Here is a 17,984-nt window from a genome sequence, read left to right as displayed (position 1 = left end):
AATAAAAAAACCTGACAAAGAATTGTCAGGTTTTAAAAGTATAAAAAATTAATTTTTTATTCCTCTTCGTTTGAAGTTTCTTCTGCAGGAGTAGCATTAGCAGCTTCTTCAGCAGCCTTAGCTTCTGCTTCAGCCTCAGCGGCAGCAGCAGTTCTTGCATCGTTAACAGCTTTTTCAGCATCTAAAGCTTTTGCTTTAGCATCAGCGTCAGCTTTTGCTAAACCATCTTTTTTAGAGTCTACTTTACCAGTTTTTTCTTCTAACCAAGCAGTAAATTTAGCTTCTGCTTGCTCTTCAGTTAAAGCACCTTTTCTAACACCACCAGCAAGGTGATTTTTAAGCATTGCACCTTTGTAAGATAAAATAGCTTTTGCAGTATCTGTAGGTTGTGCACCGTTTTGTAACCATGTTACAGCACCGTTTACATCTAATTCGATAGTTGCAGGGTTTGTGTTTGGATTGTAGATACCTAATTTTTCTAAGTATTTACCATCTCTTTTTGATCTTGCATCAGCTGCTACGATCCAGTAAAAAGGTTTCCCTTTTTTACCATGTCTTTGTAATCTAATTTTTACAGGCATAATAATTAATTATTTGAGGTTCTCGACCTCGGTTATTAATAAGCCTGCAAAGATAATATAATTTTTTAATCTTCAGTAACTTAATTTAAATGAAATGATAAACTTAATTTACCTTATTTTTGAATTCTTAATTAAAAAGATGCTCAAAAGATGAAAACTTGGTCTACCATATTTATAATTTGTTTAATGTTTATTTCCTGTGATGATAATGTAGAATTTAACGATCCTGCATTTCAAGCTAATAAAGGAGATGAGGTTTGGAAATCGACTTCTGAAGAAGCTTCTAGAGTGTCGGATGTTTTAACGGTGTCTGCTGTGTTTAATGGCGAAGTCATCGCGCTAGAAGCTCCTTATGAAATTGGAGTAGATACATTAGGGGCTGGTAGAACATCAAAAGCAACATTTACAGATGTAAATGGTATTGAATATTCTACATTATTTAGTGCGGTTAATGATCCTACTGTATTTTATTCTGAAGGCATTATAAGTATTACAGAACTTAATGGTGTAGAAGGGTATGTTAGCGGTGAGTTTTGGTTTACAGCTTATGATAATGACGGATTAGAAAAGATTAATATTAATCAAGGCGTGTTTTTTAGAGTGCCATTTAAAACGGAATAGTTTTAAATAAATATAGGATAATACAAAGCAACACAAAGTGTTGCTTTTTTTTGTTTATAAAAGGTTGTTAAGAGCAGTCGAAAACCCCTTAATAATTCTTACTTTTAACCTCCTCATTTTTTAGCACAACAGATTTTATGTACTTAATATTCGATACCGAAACAACAGGTTTGCCAAAGCGCTGGGACGCACCCTTTAGCGATACAGATAACTGGCCAAGATGTATACAAATTGCATGGCAATTGCATGACGAACTTGGGAATTGTATCGAACATCAAGATTATTTGGTAAAACCAGAAGGCTTTAATATTCCTTATGATGCCGAAAAAATTCACGGGATCTCTACAGAATTAGCCGAAGAACAGGGAATTCCATTAGCAGAGGTTTTAGAGAAATTTAATATTGCACTTAGTAAAACGAAGTTTGTTGTTGGGCAAAACGTAGGATTCGACCTTAATATTATGGGGGCAGAATTTTTTAGAGAGGATGTTGCCAATCAATTGCAAGAACTTCCGGTTCTAGATACCTGTACAGAGTTAACAGCAAAGTTATGTGAGATTCCTGGTGGACGAGGAGGACGATTTAAATTGCCAACCTTAACCGAACTGCATCAGTTTTTATTTAATAAACCTTTTGGTGAAGCGCATAATGCGACTGCCGATGTGGAGGCAACCACACGTTGTTTCTTCGAATTGATAAGACGAAAAGAATTTACGGTTGAAGCTTTAGATGTTCAGCCAGATTATTTCGAGAATTTCAATAAAGCAAATCCGCAAGAGATTCAGTTGATTGGTTTAAAACACATCAACTTAAAAAAGGCGAGTGCAAAGATTAATGAGCGTTTACAAAAAGCGCAAGCAACAGATCTTTCAGCAGCCGAAATCAAACAAAATATATCACAGTTATCAGATGCTAATTTTGCGCATTTGCATAATCATACCCAATTATCAATATTACAATCTACCATAAGTATTCCGAATTTGGTAGCCGCTGCAGCCAAGCAAAATATGATTGGTGTAGCACTTACCGATCATGCGAATATGATGGGGGCTTTTCACTTTGTAAGAGCAGTTATTAATCATAACAAAGGTGTAAAGGAAAAAAATGAAGAGTCTATTGCGGCAGGGCGGACACCTGATTTAAATGAAATGAAACCTCTTTTAGGGTGTGAGTTTTTTGTTTGTGAGAACCATTTAGATAAGACTAGAAAAGATAATGGTTACCAGATCGTCATTATCGCGAAGAATAAAAATGGGTATCATAATTTAGCAAAATTATCGTCTGCAGCATTTACAGAAGGTTTTTATTATGTACCAAGAATCGATAAAAAACTGATAGAACAGTATAAGGAAGACCTTATTGTTTTAACCGGAAACCTTTACGGAGAAGTGCCAAGTAAAGTTCTAAATGTCGGAGAAAATCAGGCTGAGGAAGCCTTGATCTGGTGGAAAGAACAATTTGGCGATGATTTATATATCGAATTAATGCGTCATAATCAGGAGGACGAAAATCGTGTTAATCCTGTCTTGATTGCATTTGCTAAGAAGCATGATGTTAAATTAATAGCTACAAATAATACCTATTATGTAGATAAACAGGATGCGAATGCACACGATGTATTGTTGTGTGTACGTGATGGGGAAAAACAGGCGACACCAATAGGTCGAGGTCGTGGTTACCGTTATGGTATGCCTAATCAGGAATATTATTTTAAGTCTTCAGATGAAATGAAGACTCTTTTTAAAGACATTCCTGAAGCCATTACTAATATACAAGGACTAGTCGATAAAATTGAAATTTACGAATTAGCACGAAATGTACTGTTGCCTAAGTTCGATATTCCAGAAAAATTTCAACATGCCGAAGATGATGTCGATGGAGGAAAACGTGGGGAAAATGCTTTCTTAAGAGACATTACATATAAAGGAGCGAAAATTCGTTATGGCGAAGAACTTTCAGCAGAAGTTATCGAACGTCTAGATTTTGAACTTTCAGTTATCGAGAAAACGGGATATCCGGGATACTTCTTAATTGTAGAAGATTTTATCCGTGAAGCGAGAAAGATGGATGTTTCTGTAGGTCCTGGTCGTGGATCTGCAGCGGGATCTGTGGTTGCGTATTGTCTTTGGATTACAAATATCGACCCGATGCTGTACAATCTGCTTTTCGAGCGTTTCTTAAATCCAGATCGTGTAAGTATGCCCGATATTGATATTGATTTTGACGATGAAGGTCGAAGTCGTGTTATGGATTATGTAATCGCCAAATATGGAAGTAATCAGGTGGCGCAAATTATTACGTATGGAACGATGGCTGCAAAGTCTTCTATTCGTGATACCGCTCGTGTACTAGATCTACCACTTTTTGAAGCCGATAGAATTGCGAAGTTAATTCCGAATATGTCTAAGCTGAATAAAATATTTGGCCTGGATGAAAAGGGATTAAAAGAGAAGTTTAGAGCGGAAGATTTAGAAAAAGTTAACGAACTGATAGGGCTTGCAGATGGTAATAATCTTGAGGCCGAAACATTAAACTTAGCACGTCGTTTAGAAGGTTCTGTAAGGAATACAGGAATTCATGCCTGTGGTGTAATTATTACGCCAGACGATATTACCAAGTTCGTTCCAGTGTCCTTGGCTAAAGATTCCAATTTGTATGTCACCCAGTTCGATAACTCGGTTGTGGAAGATGCGGGACTACTAAAAATGGACTTCTTGGGGTTAAAAACATTAACCTTAATTAAAGACACGGTAAAAATTGTAAAGGCTAAACATGATATTCTTTTAGATCCAGAGAATTTTCCTTTGGATGATGTTAAAACATATGAGTTATTCCAGCGAGGAGAAACGGTAGGTGTATTCCAATATGAATCTCCTGGAATGCAGAAACACATGCAGTCGTTAAAGCCAACGGTTTTCGATGACCTTATTGCCATGAACGCCTTGTATAGACCAGGGCCAATGGAATATATTCCGAGTTTTATTAGTAGAAAACACGGTGATGAAGAAATTGAGTACGATTTACCAGCGATGGAAGAGTACTTAAAAGAAACCTACGGAATTACGGTGTACCAAGAGCAAGTAATGCTTTTGTCGCAAAAGTTAGCAGATTTCACGAAAGGTGAAGCCGATGTTTTGCGTAAGGCCATGGGTAAAAAGCAAATTGCGGTACTGGATAAAATGAAGCCTAAATTCATTGACCAAGCGAGTGCAAAAGGACATGATGCTACGAAATTAGAGAAGATTTGGAAAGACTGGGAAGCCTTTGCCAGTTATGCCTTTAACAAATCCCACTCAACCTGTTATGCCTGGATTGCTTATCAAACAGCATATTTAAAAGCGCATTACCCTGCCGAATACATGGCTGCTGTGTTATCGAATAATATGAACGATATCAAGCAAGTCACTTTCTTTATGGAAGAATGCAAGCGTATGAAGTTGGATGTACTTGGACCCGATGTAAACGAATCGTTTTATAAGTTTTCTGTAAACGACGATTATGCGGTGCGTTTCGGTATGGGAGCGGTGAAAGGTGTGGGGCATGGTGCGGTTATGACTATTGTAAATAATAGAGAAAAAAATGGCCATTATAAATCTATTTTCGATTTAGCAAAACGAATCGATTTACGAGCAGCGAATAAAAAGGCCTTCGAAAATTTAGCTTTAGCAGGAGGTTTCGATTGTTTTACAGATACACATCGTGCGCAATATTTTTATGATGACGGTGATGGTATTACATTTTTAGAAAAAGCAGTAAAATACGGGAATAAGCATCAGGAAAATGAAAACTCCGCTCAGGTAAGTTTGTTCGGAGAAGCGAGTGATGTGCAAATAGAAGAGCCTTTAGTGCCACCTGCAGATGAGTGGGGAAATATGGAGAAGCTTGCCAGAGAGAAGGAGGTTGTTGGGATTTATATTTCGGGACATCCTTTAGATGATTTTAAAATCGAAATGAAGAGTTTCTGTAATGCGAATTTAAGTATGCTTAGAAATCTAGAAGCGTGTTTAAATGCCGAACTTACTTTTGGAGGAGTTATTACAGATGTACAACACCGTGTTAGTAAGATGGGGAAAGGATGGGCGTTGTTTACTATAGATGACTATAACGATAGTTTTGAGTTTAGGATCTTTGGAGAAGATTATTTAAAATTCAGACATTTTTTTGTTGTAAATAGCTTCGTGCATGTGAAGACATTTGTGCGAGAAGGTTGGGTAAATAAAGATACAGGAAAGAAAAGTGAACCGAGAATTCAGTTTAATAGCTTTCAGTTGTTACATGATGTTATGGATCAATATGCTAAGAAATTATCCATTCAGCTTAATATCGCTAACTTAACAGAAAATAAGGTAAGTGATTTAAAACATTTGTTCGATACGCATGTTGGAACTAAATTATTAAATTTCCTTGTTTACGATCAAGAAGATAAAGTCAAGCTTCCTATGGTAAGTAGGACTCAGAAAATTACGATCTCGCAAGAATTGTTACATGCTTTAGAAGAACAAGAGGTGTTTTATAAATTGAATTAATTCAGCAGAATTAAAAATTATCAATTATGCTAATTTGCCAATAAAGAAAACAAATAGGTGGCATGTAAGGTTTAGCAAAATTTTTGACTAATTTTGTATAATAACAAGAAGTAAAACTTTTAAAATATAAAATAATGGCATTAGAAATAACAGACGCGAATTTTGAAGAAACTGTTTTAAAAAGTGATAAACCTGTAGTGGTAGATTTTTGGGCAGCTTGGTGTGGACCTTGCCGTATGGTAGGACCAATTATTGATGAAATTAGTACAGAATACGAAGGTAAAGCTGTAGTAGGTAAAGTAGATGTTGATGCAAATCAAGACTTTGCTTCTAAATATGGTGTACGTAACATTCCAACTGTTTTAGTTTTTCAAAACGGAGAAGTGGTAGAGCGCCAAGTAGGTGTAGCGCCTAAAAAATCGTATACAGATGCTATCGATAAGCTTTTGTAATCGTATTCAAAACACATAATATATTAAAAAGGTTTGGCGTGATGCTAAACCTTTTTTATTTTTAGAAGGTATTAAAAGCAGTTCATGGATTTAAAAGAAGAGTTACAACATGTTGGTGGATTTGTTAATCTAGAATTGTTGGCTAAACAAGTTGTCGAAGGCTTTATTGCAGGAATGCATAAAAGTCCGTTTCATGGATTTTCGGCTGAGTTTGCCGAACATAAAATTTACAATCAAGGAGAAAGTACAAAGCACATCGATTGGAAGTTGTTTGCTAAAACCGATAAACTATACACCAAGCGTTACGACGAAGAAACCAATTTACGTTGTCATCTTATAATAGACAATAGTAGTTCTATGCATTATCCAGATTTGCAGAAATACTCACTGCAGCATCTTAATAAAATAGCGTTTTCGGCCTTGGCATCAGCATCGATTATGCATATGCTTAAACGACAACGCGATGCAGTAGGTTTAAGTGTATATAGTGATACTTACGAGTATTATGCACCAGAAAAGGGGAGTGATAGGCATCGCCATATGTTGATAAATGAATTGGAACGTGTGCTATTGTCGAAGCCTAAGGAGAAAACAACAGATACCTATACCTATTTACATCATATCGCCGAGAATTTACATAAGCGGTCTTTGGTTGTTTTATTTACAGACATGTTTCAAGAGTCTGCAAAACAAGACGAGTTGTTTGAAGCCCTTCGTCATTTAAAATATAATAAACATGAAGTGGTGCTGTTTCATGTATTCGATAAGGAAAAAGAATTGCATTTTAATTTCGATAATACGCCTAAGCGTTTCTTAGATGTTGAAACAGGAGCTTATTTAAATGTATATGCAGACACGATTAAAGCGAACTATGAAACCGAAATTTTAAAATATTTTGAAGCTTTAAAATTAAAATGTGCCCAATATAAGATTAAATATGTCGAAGCCGATATAAATAATAATTTCGATAATATACTGACTACCTTTATGGTAGAGCGTTCTAAGTTTTTATGACTCCAAAGAGAGTGAAAAAAAATTAATTTTTGTTTGTGTATTTCAAAAAGGAGTGTATATTTGCACTCGCAATAACGCAACGGTCTGGTAGTTCAGCTGGTTAGAATACCTGCCTGTCACGCAGGGGGTCGCGGGTTCGAATCCCGTCCAGACCGCAATATTGCTAAAAGCCTCAAGCAATTGAGGTTTTTTTTTGCAGTAAATAGTAGTTGTGTTGTTAGATAAATGTAGTGTTTATCTAGGTTTAAGTTGTTAAACCAATGAAAGGCTTTCCTTTTTTCAAACTTGAAAATAGGGATGCTTTTTTATTTTAAAGGCATTTTATACTTTAAATAAGTGACTCCGCTGTAATATGTATGGGATTTGTAACATGGATTTTGTCTCTTAATAGTTTGTTTTATAGCGTGTTACAGGTCTTGGTTTTTGCTTATTTAATTAATTTATAAAATTTTTTATAAATTATAGTTGTAATATAAAAAAGGGGTGTATATTTGCACTCGCAATAACGCAACGGTCTGGTAGTTCAGCTGGTTAGAATACCTGCCTGTCACGCAGGGGGTCGCGGGTTCGAATCCCGTCCAGACCGCAATATTGCTAAAAGCCTCAAGTAATTGAGGCTTTTTTTTTGCAATAAAAAGTAGTTGTGTTGTTGGATAAATGTAGTGTTTATCTAGGTTTAAGTTGTTAAACCAATGGAAGGCTTTCCTTTTTTCAAACTTGAAAATCGGGATGCTTTTTTATTTTAAGATCATTTTAAAATATTAATTTCTCGTATAAGTGTCTTACTTAGGTCTTGTTTTTAATAAATAAGGACTACTAACAGTTGTTAATTTTGTAACGAAATACCACATTAAAATTGATTGTTTGAGAAGTATTAGAATATAATAGAGGAGATACTTTCGACGTTATTAATAACGATGTGTTAAAACGTAATTATGCCTTAAGTTCTAAGGATTGAATACGAAAGATTTTGAAAATTTAGCACTTAATAAGGTATGGATCTTTAAAATAGCTTTTGATAACAGTCGTTTAAAAATCCTGATTTCCTAAAAAAGAACTGTTAATTAAAGAGTAGCATGACATATCTAAATATTCATGATTATTTAAGTTGATAACTATAAATTATTCTAATAGATTCTTAACCAGATATAAAACAAGAAGATTGTACCGTATTCGTTTTAATAAAATGAAAGGATACATACAAAGAAAGTTTCTGTATAAAACTCCTTTTCTAACCCTTGTAATTGGGATTTACTTTAGGGCGTCCCTATTCTATTCTTTTTAAACCTTATAATTTAAATTTATATAGTCTAAATTATTCTAAGAAAATAGAAGTCATAGCAACCGCGGCAACTAAAATTAATAAGAGTATTAATACAAAAAGAGAAGTTCGTTTTGTGATTTTGTCTTTTTGAAAAATATAATTCCGAGTCGGATTTTCTTTGTCTTTTACAAACTCTGTATCCTTATCGTGACCGATGTCTTTTTTTGTGTTTGGTTTCATTTTGTTCAGTTTTAAATACGTTTAAAATTACAAAGAACAAAAGATGCGCTTTAGCTTAAACGAATTAAATAGTAATGCAATAGATTACTAAGGTAAAACTCATAAAACCAACTCTTCAAACAAGCGCTGTGCTGTTTTTTCTAAATTAGCGCACATACCAGGATGTGGTCTGGAGGTTTGTATCGCCGAACTTCTAATAGCTGTGAGCCATCTAAAACGCGACGGAATATCCATTAATGCAATGGGACCGCCAGCTTTAGTTCCGTTGGCAGTACATTCAAAAGCAATCATGTTTTTTTGAAGTTGATCGATATCAAAATCATCTGAGAAATGTTTTATTTTTTCAGTTGGAATGTGATGTAAAACCGTAATAAATTTGGCTTGTTTACTGAATAAAATGATACCGATATTTATAAATTCTTCGCGTTCTAATTTAGGAACCACGCGAATTATAGCATATTCGTATAGTTTAAGATCTTGCATGTTCAATTTCATTTACAAAGAGTTCAGAATGGGCGAGGCGCGTGTTTAAAAAATTAAAATAGACGTCACGAATGTCGTTTGGAGAAGCGTTTACGTCTTCCCATTGTAACCATTCATCAGGTATGGTATCGACAATGTTTTTTAAAATTTCTGGGGTTAAAATCGCTTTAAATTCGGCATCAACTGCTTTTATTTGTGAAGCTTGTGGTAAGAGTACATGATCTTTAATAAGTTTAAACGGACTCTTAGCCGATTGTTCCCAATTACTCCAAGAATGATGAAAATATAAACATGCTCCGTGATCTATTAACCACAATTCTTTATGCCACATTAGCATATTTGTATTTTTAAATGTACGATCTACATTTGTTATAAATGCATCTAACCACACAATTTTAGACGCTAAGGTTTCGTCTACAGTGGTGACCGCAGGATCGAAAGTTATGGCTCCAGATAAAAAATGTAATGCCAGGTTTAAACCCTGACTGCCTTGAAGTAAATCCTGAATTTCTTCATCGGCTTCAGTGCGTCCGAAAGCTTCGTCTAAATGAGCGAAAACCAATTCGGGTAACTGTAAGTGTAATGCCTTTGCAACTTGTCCACCTATAAGTTCGGCTATTAATGCCTTGGTGCCATGTCCTGCTCCTTTAAACTTTAAAACATATTTAAAATCGTCGTCAGCTTCGGCTAAAGCAGGTAATGATCCGCCTTCTCGTAATGGCATCATGTACCGCGTTACGTTTACGTGTCTTAATTCAAAATTGTGTGTCATACTTAAAAACTAGATGACAAATTTAGTAATAAGTTACACGCTTTGGTTTATAAGTTTAGGTAAAATATGGTGTGCCTAACAATCTAAAACGGATATCCGATACCGAAATTAAAAGTCGTTTCGTTGTATTGAAAGTCGTAACGTTCTCCTTCTTCTAATGTCGGATCGTGAATTGGTGCTGCAAAATCGAAACGGATTACAAACCCTTGAACATCTACACGCAATCCAACGCCAACACCAATCCCTAATTGTGACATAAAATCTGAGCTGAACTTTCCGCCTGGTAAGGCTTCATTTTCTTTTGAATTCCAAACGTTTCCGGCATCTGCAAATAATGCACCTTTAAAGAATGAAAAGAGCGGAAAACGATATTCTATATTTGCTTCTAATCTAATATTCCCCGTCTGATCTACAAAATTGTTATAAGAACCATCTTCTGTACCGGCATAGGTTCCTGGTCCTAAAGAACGAATACTAAATGCTCTAACACTATTTGGTCCTCCTGAATAATACTGTTTAATATAGGGCATCAAATCAGAGTTTCCATATGGCATTCCGTATCCTGCAAAGAGGCGCGTGGCAATTTTTTGATTACTATTAATATTAAAATGATATCTAAAATCAATATCAACTTTGGCATATTGTGCGTATTCCAAGCCTAAGAATGTTCTGGTTCTAGTGTCTGCATCGTCCTTACCAAATAAACTAACCACATTACCCGCAATATCTACGGTTGTATTGGCGTAAATTTGATGTTTTTTATTTACATCTACCATTTCATTATAGGTGAAGGAATAATTTAAACCTGCTATAAATTCTTGATCGAAACTTTGTTGTAAGAACGGATTATCCTCTAGTATTTCATCAAACTCTGGAGTGGTTTTAATCAAGTTATTATAATTGATAGAAATCGGATTAAACTCGTGGGTAGTATATTTGTTCTCATTCCATAAATATCCAAATTCTACTGTACCCGAGAGTAATCTATATAAATCTGATCGGTTTAAATAATCGATCCCTAAGCTGGTCTTTGTTTTTGGAATAGAGTAATCGAAAAAACTGTCGCTAATTTTAAAAGGGAATAGTACTTTAGGAAAGAGTACTTCTCCTTTTATACCTAAGGATGTACTACTTGCGCTTGGATCGTTTTTATTACCTCCCATTTGAAATTCGTAACCTAAATTCGTGCTTAAATTGAAAATTTCTCCACCCTTAAATAAATTTCTATTACTGTACGAAAATTCTAATGCAGGTCCGGCAAAACTGTTAGATTTTGTCACGGCTTGCAATTCTGCTTTTAAAGCGCGCTTGTTTAAAGGAGATAGGTAAATGTTGGCATGCAAAACCGCTGTGGAGTCTGTTAATAAAGAATCCATTTCTTCGTACTGAATGTTTACATATTTATAAGTTCCTATGGTTGAAAGGCGTCTTGCTGTATTTCTAGATTGTCGCGGACTATAATAATCGCCTTCTTTAAGTGTAATAAAAGGATCTAAGTTTTTAGGATTAAAATACGATTCCGTTTCTATAAAGTTTTTATTATTAAACCGAATCGTATCGTTGGTAGCGGCACTGTTTTCAATATCGTAATTAGAATAGATATTAATTTTTTCTACTCGATATGGTACTAATGATTTTTGTGGAACTGCATTTTTTAGTCTTAAATATAAATCGAATTGCCTCGAGCTATATCTCGTGGTGTCGGCTTCGAATATTAAAAAATCTGGGTTAAAATTGTAATACCCTTTTCTTTTTAATTCGTTATCTATACGCTGGCGTTCGGTTTTTAAAAAGGCTAAATCAAACCGTAGACCTTCTTTAAATTCCGTAGTGCTTATACTGCTTTTAATATCTGTATAAATAGGTTCTTGTATAGAATCTAATTGATAAGACGCTAAAGTATAAGGTTGTTTTATCGATACGTTATAAAGTGCTTCAGCTGTTTTTTCTTCTTCATTTTTATCTAGAGTTGAAGACGAGTTACTGTAAAAGAAGCCGTGATTTTCTAGTCGATTGATTATAATATCGTCGACTTCGTAGGTTTTAACATCTGAGACATACACAGGTTCTTCCCCGACCTTTTTATAAAGCCAATTATTTATAAAACCGGGTTTCTCTCGCTGTGTTTTGTAATAAAAATATAAGCCAGGATAGACTCCTAAAAATTTAGAGTTCGGGGCTGGTCTTAATATGTTTTCTAATTCACTTTTAAGTTGTTCTTCTTGCTCTAATATAGAATCTGTTTCTATAACGACTTTACCACCGGTGTACAGTAATTCGTCTTCAGGAATGTGCTTCTGGATACTACAAGATTGAATCACTAAAAGCAACAAGAGCAGAGCAACGTATAGCCGTTTATTCAATTTAAATAAACGGTTAGTACTTTTATAAAAGGTTGTTTGTTTAATCACTGTTCTTCACTTTAAGTTCTTTTTTATTCCTTTTTTTAGCAAGTGCTTTTTCTTTTCGAAACAAGGCATCCCATAATTCCTGAAATTCATTAAATTCTTGTGTGAAAATTAACGCTAATCCACTCACAATAGTTTGACCATCTATTACAGATTCATATTCATTTTTCTGAAAAGCTTTAAGACGGTATTTTCCAGACGGTGTAATTAAATATTCTAAACTGACATCTCCTATTAAAGGCGATTCTTCTCCGGTAGGATCACTACCTTCTATGTCTACAGCACTACCCACACGAACGATTACACGGTCGTTAAATAATTTCTTTTGAGCAGCAATATCCAGTTGTGTACGCTGTTCCGAGGAGTCGCCTTGGTAATCTGTAAAACTATTTAGTCCGAAATCTAATTCTAAGCCCGAATTCCCCATAAGTTTGTCTGAAAACATATTTAACTGGTCGGATAAGGCATCGTTAAGGTTGTCTCTCGCTATAGAAGCAAAACCACCACTACTACCATCGCTTCCTGATTCGGGATAAAAACGATTCATTACTAATAGTGAAAATACCTGTCTGTTTAATTCGCCTTCTTGTTGATTAACCTGCTGAATGGTTCCGTAAACTTGTCCGCTAATGGCGCCACGTTCACTTTCCGGCATATCTAAACTGAATGAAATTTTAGGACGTAAAAGTTCTTCTTTTATGTTTAAATACACTTCAAAAGGGAGTACTTGTTTGTATTTGTTTTGAGTAGTTGGGTCCGATCCTGATACTTGAGAAGCCATTAACGAAGAAGCCGATGTTTCTATATTGTATAGTGCTTTAACATCTAAGGTGGCATCTAGCGGATTTCCCGACCATGAAATTCTACTACCAGAGACTAACTCGAATTTACGATTTACAACCTCGTATAAACTCATCTCATAATGTCCGCCAGAAACGGTATATACTCCAGATAAATTCATGCGCCCGTTGGTGTCCATGGTAAATATAAAGTCACCATTTCCGGAGGTCTGAAAATTATCTCCGGTAGATTCGTCTAAAACCAGAGTAATAACGGCTTCCTTTCTAATAGACAGATTGGTTTGCAGATCTATTCCCGTAACTGTGGCTTGTTTTTCTTGCGTTCTGCTTAAAATGGCATCCGGATTATCTCGGTTTACAAAAAGTACAACACCGTCACGTTCTTCAATATTTACTGCCGATGATGGTAATACATAGGTGACATTTGTTCGAGGTGAAACACCTACATCCATTTTAATTATAGGCACATTTAAATCGCCTTGAATGGTTCCATTGGCATTAAAAGAAAGGAAACCATAATACATATCGTTTTCCTCTTTTGTAGCATTAAGAACTTGAAAATCGTTTGCATTAATTTTTAAATCGAATGTTGGATTTATTAAAGAAGCGGTACCTACTTTTCCATCCAAAACAAAAGCACTGTCGTTCTCGTCTTTTATGGTGAAATTAGACATGCTAATACCACTGTTATCTATATTTAATGTTTCGTTAGCCAAAACGAAAAAACTATTCAGTTTTGTAATTTTAAATTTTGAGTCTTTAAAGACTAAATCGCCAGCGTATTGCAAATCGTCTAATGAACCATCAATCTTGAATTTACCGCTAAAAGCACCTGAAGATTCTGCAAGTTCGCCAAGAGAAAGCCCTTCTATCGCTTTCATTTTAAATTCATTTATCGCAAAATCGACATCTAAATTTGTGTTGGTATCTAAAGCGGTGTACTCGCCAACAACATCTATATCGGCATCGCCATCTTTTGTTGATAAATTAAAGGTGTAATCATTTTTAGTTTTAGAATCGCCTTTTAAAGTTAAGGTCCCCAAATCTGTGTCAATAACATTGAAATTATTAATGGAAATATCGGCTATATATCCCCGGTTCTCAAATGGACTTTGAACTGTAATAGCCCCGTTTAATTCCCCTTGCGCTAATTCTTTATCCGGATTTAAATACGCGAGAAAGTCTTCGATTTTAAAATTTTCGATATCTACAGTAATCTGATCTTTTCCATCACTTTCAGAGCTTGAGTTTACAATGGATACTGATTTAGTAGTATTACTAAATTTGAAGTTTTTAAAATCTAAACGGCCAGGACTGTAAGTTAACGCATTGTCGCTCGGAATTTGCCAAGGTTCTTTATTTAAAATTAAGCTATCTGGTAAGACGTTAATTATTATTTGATCCTCTTCTTTTTTAATTTTAGAATTTAATTGCATTAAAACGTCTTCCTGATCGTAAGAAATCATGGTGAAATCCATTTCTTTATTGACTTGATTTCCGCTAAATTTTGTTCGTTTTATATGTATAGGTCCAGCTAAAATATTATTAAAACCAAGGTCGAAAATAAACTTTTCTTTATCCGTATTTAATGTAAATGCCAAGCTGTCAATTTCGTTCCCCGCATAATTAATATGAGGTGCTAATACTTTGGCGTTTAAAAGTTTTTCTGCCTGATTAAAATCTAAAGCGATATTTACAGTATCTATATTCGTTAAACTTGAAACAAAGACATCACTAACTATAGGAGAATCATTTAGTGTGCCTCTTAGTTTTAATTGCACGGGTTTGTTCGTTAGTGTTTTGGAAGTGTCTGCAGTTGTATTTAATGTATCTAAACTAAAGTAGCTAGAAATATGCTCGTTTAAAGCTTTACTAAACGTTGCTGGATTGGCATTAGAAGCTAACTCCAAACTCAATAGTTTATTGGTTACACTCACAAAGGTGGTGTCGCTTTTTACATGAGCTTCAGCATTAATATCTCCAAGTAAATAGGTGCTGTTATCGAAAACAATTGTTCCATTATTTATGTTACTTTTTAAATCGAAAACATCTGCATTTCCTTTAAATTCTGCATGTAATTTAAGTCCAGCTCGAATGTCTTTTTGCATCAATCCAAGCGCTTGTAAGTCTATTCCAATAAGGTTTAAGTCGGCAATAATTTCTGGAGATACGCTATCTAAAACGACTTCTGTTTTTAAATCTAAGTTTATGTTTTTGTCCTTGTAGGCCGATTCGATATATCCTTTTCCATTTTCAATATTACCTGTTATAGGCAAGTTTATAATGTCGTAATTTTTTAATCTAAAACTTGAAATCATGGCATCCAAATTCGCGTCTAAATCGTTTATGGTTTTACCACTTCCGCTCGCTTTAAGAGTGACACTTAATGGACCTAAATTTTCGTTTTGTAAAAGTTCCTGAAGTTTAAATTCTTTAATCTCTAGGTCAGATGTAAAAGCTAATCCGCTGCTGTCTTTATAAGAGGCAGTTAACTTAGCGAGACCTTGAGATGAGGTTAATTGTGCCTCGGTTTTTATATTGTTTAAACGTCCATTTATAGTTGCAGTAAGCACAATGCTATCTGGTAAATTTAAACCCAATTCTTTTTCGTCTACCAATTGGAGTAAATCAGATTTTCTAGTTTGGGCTTTTAATGGGGATATGTTTAATATTAGATTATCTGGATTGGTCACATTTTTAATTAATCCTGTAGCAGAGATACGTGTGGTTTTGCCCCAATTTATGGACGTATTATTTAAATTGATCGCCGATAAATAGCCCTTCGCATGTAATTGCCCGGTGATTAATTTCTGACTTAAATTAGCAACATAGGTGTTGTTTTTTAATTCGGGTTGAAATCGGTAAGCATCAGTAATGTCTAGTTGAATAACCGGTATTTGTAAGTCTAATTTTGAAGCTTCGGGTGCCTTGGTTAAGGCCGAAATATTTGGATATTCTAAACGCGATTCTCCAGCGATTTTATTGTTATTAAGTGCGATATCTAATCCTGTTAGCTTTAAAAACTGATCTGTAATTTCAATCTGTAATTCCCCTTTTTTAAGATTTAGGCCAGAACCTTCAATAAAAGAAAAGGTTTCTAAATGTAAACCTGCAGTTTTATCTTTTAGATATATGTTTTCTGCATTTAAAATAAGATTGTCCAAATAAATGGCATTGGCATTAAATATGTTTTTAATTGGTTTTGCATTATCGACGGCATATTTAACTTTATTATTTTCTATATCGATATTATCCACTTTTAGCACTAATGCTGGCCACTCAATTGCAGAGGATGAATTTTGTGGACTTTCAGTTTTAGTTTCTGATGTGTTACTCGTGGTTAGAAAAACAATTTCAGAATCTTTTAAGCCCAAATTTTCAATGGAATAACTAGTATTGGCTAAGTCGATCGTTGTGTTTTCGGCATAAAATGTAGAAATATTGGTGTTTAAATCCATGCCATCTTCAGCTGAAACGTAGTGCGCTTTTGTGTTTTCAATTTTAAAATCTTCAAAAAGCAAATAAGGCAAAGTTGTAGCTGTTGTATCTACAGAAGGCGGAACAGGACTTTGAATGTAGTTAATTTCAGAATTAGAGATTAAAATATCAGATGTTCTAAAATCCATAGCATCTAAATCGAAAGTGTCAAAATCTAATTCAACCTGACCGATTTTAAATTTGCTATCAATACCCAGAACAGCATCGTTAAAAACAATATTAAAATCTTTTAGATGGATGTCGCCAATAATAAGGTTTAGTGGTTCGCTTGAAACTTCTGGTTGCGGTTCGGGTGCTGGCGTTTTCGAGGCGAAAGCATCAATTAAAAACTGAAAATTATAACCAGAAATGGAATCTTTTCTAATAACATTGGCACGTAAACCTTCCCAATTTAAATCTTCAATACCTATGCCTTTTCCTGTAATGGCTGGCCATAGTGGTAAATCGGCTTCAAGCGATCTAGAGTAAACTAGGGTATCTCCTTTAGTGTCTTCTAAATACAGTCCTTTTAATTTTATGTCCCCATCTAAAGTGATGAAAAGATTGTCTATTTCGACTTTGGTTTTAGTTTTATCCGAAACGAAAGACGTGGCATAATCTACAATAATATTTTGTCCCCATGGACTTCTTATAAAGAGTATGATAGCAAGAAAGAGGAGAAAAAAGACGATGAAAATAGTTCTTAAGATTTTAAAAATCTTAAGCTTTGTAGATGGTTTTGTTTTGATTTGTTGTTTTTCTTCCAAAGTAAAAGTTGAATTGGCGCAAACATATTATAATTATTCCACTAAAATTAACTCAATCTCAATCAATATTGAACCAATATTGAATCAAATGTAATCATTCTGTAAAGCTAATTTGGTTCCTTATTAAAGATTTAAGATAATAAGTTTCTGACTAATTTTTAATATCTTCGGTAAAATGGAACATTCTACAAACAAACCTTTTTAATACATTCATTATGATTACAAATAATTTATACGATAATTTAGAATATAACGCCGATAAGCCTGCAATTAGTGTGCTTCTGCAAACGGCATTTAGTAAAGAAATTCGCATTTTATTAAAGAAAGGTCAGTTAATGAAAGAGCACAAAGCACCAAAACCTATAGTTGTTGAATTGTTTGAAGGTGAAATTGATTTTGGGGTAGAAGGACAAACGCATGCATTAAAAAAAGGTGATATATTAACACTAGATTCTAATGTGCCTCACGATTTATTCGCTAAGGAAGACAGTATTGTGCGTCTAACACTTTCTATTCAAGATACAGTAGACCGTGTGGAAAAGGTGGTTGAATAGGTTAGCCGATCATCTGCTGTTTTGA

General features: G+C 34.6%; 11 protein-coding genes and 2 tRNA genes. 7 read left to right on the top strand and 6 right to left on the bottom strand.

All coding sequences use genetic code 11. The features are described from left to right. Positions 1-56: 56 nt before the first annotated feature. Positions 57-581, bottom strand: a complete 525-nt coding sequence (locus ACFFVB_RS01185) for a 30S ribosomal protein S16 (protein ID WP_382380322.1) — start codon at positions 579-581, stop codon at positions 57-59. A 150-nt stretch (positions 582-731) separates the two neighbouring features. Between ACFFVB_RS01185 and ACFFVB_RS01180 the strand changes: the two genes are divergently transcribed. The 6 genes from ACFFVB_RS01180 to ACFFVB_RS01155 all read left to right on the top strand — a co-directional run bounded on the left by ACFFVB_RS01180 (position 732) and on the right by ACFFVB_RS01155 (position 7,780). Further along, complete coding sequence (locus ACFFVB_RS01180) at positions 732-1,202, top strand: DUF6252 domain-containing protein (protein WP_382380320.1); 471 nt, start codon at positions 732-734, stop codon at positions 1,200-1,202. A 137-nt stretch (positions 1,203-1,339) separates the two neighbouring features. Then, positions 1,340-5,728, top strand: a complete 4,389-nt coding sequence (gene dnaE / locus ACFFVB_RS01175) for a DNA polymerase III subunit alpha (RefSeq protein WP_382380318.1) — start codon at positions 1,340-1,342, stop codon at positions 5,726-5,728. A 134-nt stretch (positions 5,729-5,862) separates the two neighbouring features. Further along, positions 5,863-6,180 carry a thioredoxin gene (gene trxA, locus ACFFVB_RS01170; protein ID WP_382380316.1) on the top strand — a complete coding sequence of 106 codons (318 nt, stop codon included), beginning with the start codon at positions 5,863-5,865 and terminating at the stop codon, positions 6,178-6,180. 84 nt (positions 6,181-6,264) lie between these two features. Then, on the top strand, positions 6,265-7,194 hold the full coding sequence (locus ACFFVB_RS01165) for a DUF58 domain-containing protein (RefSeq protein ID WP_382380314.1): 930 nt from the start codon (positions 6,265-6,267) through the stop codon (positions 7,192-7,194). A gap of 81 nt (positions 7,195-7,275) precedes the next feature. After that, positions 7,276-7,349, top strand: a tRNA-Asp gene (locus ACFFVB_RS01160). Between the two features lie 357 nt (positions 7,350-7,706). Then, a tRNA-Asp gene (locus ACFFVB_RS01155) sits at positions 7,707-7,780 on the top strand. A 729-nt stretch (positions 7,781-8,509) separates the two neighbouring features. Here the strand turns inward: ACFFVB_RS01155 and ACFFVB_RS01150 are convergent. The 5 genes from ACFFVB_RS01150 to ACFFVB_RS01130 all read right to left on the bottom strand — a co-directional run bounded on the left by ACFFVB_RS01150 (position 8,510) and on the right by ACFFVB_RS01130 (position 17,405). Further along, entirely contained in the window at positions 8,510-8,698 is a 189-nt protein-coding gene (locus tag ACFFVB_RS01150) for a hypothetical protein (RefSeq protein ID WP_382380312.1), read from the bottom strand. A gap of 99 nt (positions 8,699-8,797) precedes the next feature. After that, a complete protein-coding gene (locus ACFFVB_RS01145; RefSeq protein ID WP_382380310.1) occupies positions 8,798-9,181 on the bottom strand; it encodes a DUF3037 domain-containing protein in 384 nt (127 codons plus the stop codon). Continuing rightward, the gene (locus ACFFVB_RS01140; protein ID WP_382380308.1) at positions 9,168-9,953 is read right to left on the bottom strand and encodes a HipA family kinase; all 786 of its coding nucleotides are present in this window, start codon (positions 9,951-9,953) and stop codon (positions 9,168-9,170) included. The genes ACFFVB_RS01145 and ACFFVB_RS01140 overlap by 14 nt, the downstream gene beginning before the upstream one ends. An 83-nt stretch (positions 9,954-10,036) precedes the next feature. Beyond that, positions 10,037-12,316 carry a translocation and assembly module lipoprotein TamL gene (gene tamL / locus ACFFVB_RS01135; RefSeq protein ID WP_382380306.1) on the bottom strand — a complete coding sequence of 760 codons (2,280 nt, stop codon included), beginning with the start codon at positions 12,314-12,316 and terminating at the stop codon, positions 10,037-10,039. Between the two features lie 40 nt (positions 12,317-12,356). After that, the gene (locus ACFFVB_RS01130) at positions 12,357-17,405 is read right to left on the bottom strand and encodes a translocation/assembly module TamB domain-containing protein (protein ID WP_382380304.1); all 5,049 of its coding nucleotides are present in this window, start codon (positions 17,403-17,405) and stop codon (positions 12,357-12,359) included. Between the two features lie 215 nt (positions 17,406-17,620). Here ACFFVB_RS01130 and ACFFVB_RS01125 point away from each other — a divergent pair, with 215 nt between their 5' ends. Next, entirely contained in the window at positions 17,621-17,959 is a 339-nt protein-coding gene (locus ACFFVB_RS01125; RefSeq protein WP_382380302.1) for a cupin domain-containing protein, read from the top strand. Positions 17,960-17,984 lie beyond the last annotated feature (25 nt).

It is taken from the genome of Formosa undariae, assembly GCF_042427615.1.
Lineage (GTDB): Bacteria > Bacteroidota > Bacteroidia > Flavobacteriales > Flavobacteriaceae > Formosa > Formosa undariae.
The sequence above is the reverse complement of the archived record's forward strand: the minus strand, read 5'-3'. Positions and strand labels throughout refer to the sequence as shown.

Bases quoted from the DNA above. Each gene is read 5' to 3' on its own strand.
- ACFFVB_RS01185 (WP_382380322.1), bottom strand. From the start codon at position 581: ATGCCTGTAAAAATTAGATTACAAAGACATGGTAAAAAAGGGAAACCT.
- ACFFVB_RS01180 (WP_382380320.1), top strand. From the start codon at position 732: ATGAAAACTTGGTCTACCATATTTATAATTTGTTTAATGTTTATTTCC.
- dnaE (WP_382380318.1), top strand. From the start codon at position 1,340: ATGTACTTAATATTCGATACCGAAACAACAGGTTTGCCAAAGCGCTGG.
- trxA (WP_382380316.1), top strand. From the start codon at position 5,863: ATGGCATTAGAAATAACAGACGCGAATTTTGAAGAAACTGTTTTAAAA.
- ACFFVB_RS01165 (WP_382380314.1), top strand. From the start codon at position 6,265: ATGGATTTAAAAGAAGAGTTACAACATGTTGGTGGATTTGTTAATCTA.
- ACFFVB_RS01150 (WP_382380312.1), bottom strand. From the start codon at position 8,698: ATGAAACCAAACACAAAAAAAGACATCGGTCACGATAAGGATACAGAG.
- ACFFVB_RS01145 (WP_382380310.1), bottom strand. From the start codon at position 9,181: ATGCAAGATCTTAAACTATACGAATATGCTATAATTCGCGTGGTTCCT.
- ACFFVB_RS01140 (WP_382380308.1), bottom strand. From the start codon at position 9,953: ATGACACACAATTTTGAATTAAGACACGTAAACGTAACGCGGTACATG.
- ACFFVB_RS01125 (WP_382380302.1), top strand. From the start codon at position 17,621: ATGATTACAAATAATTTATACGATAATTTAGAATATAACGCCGATAAG.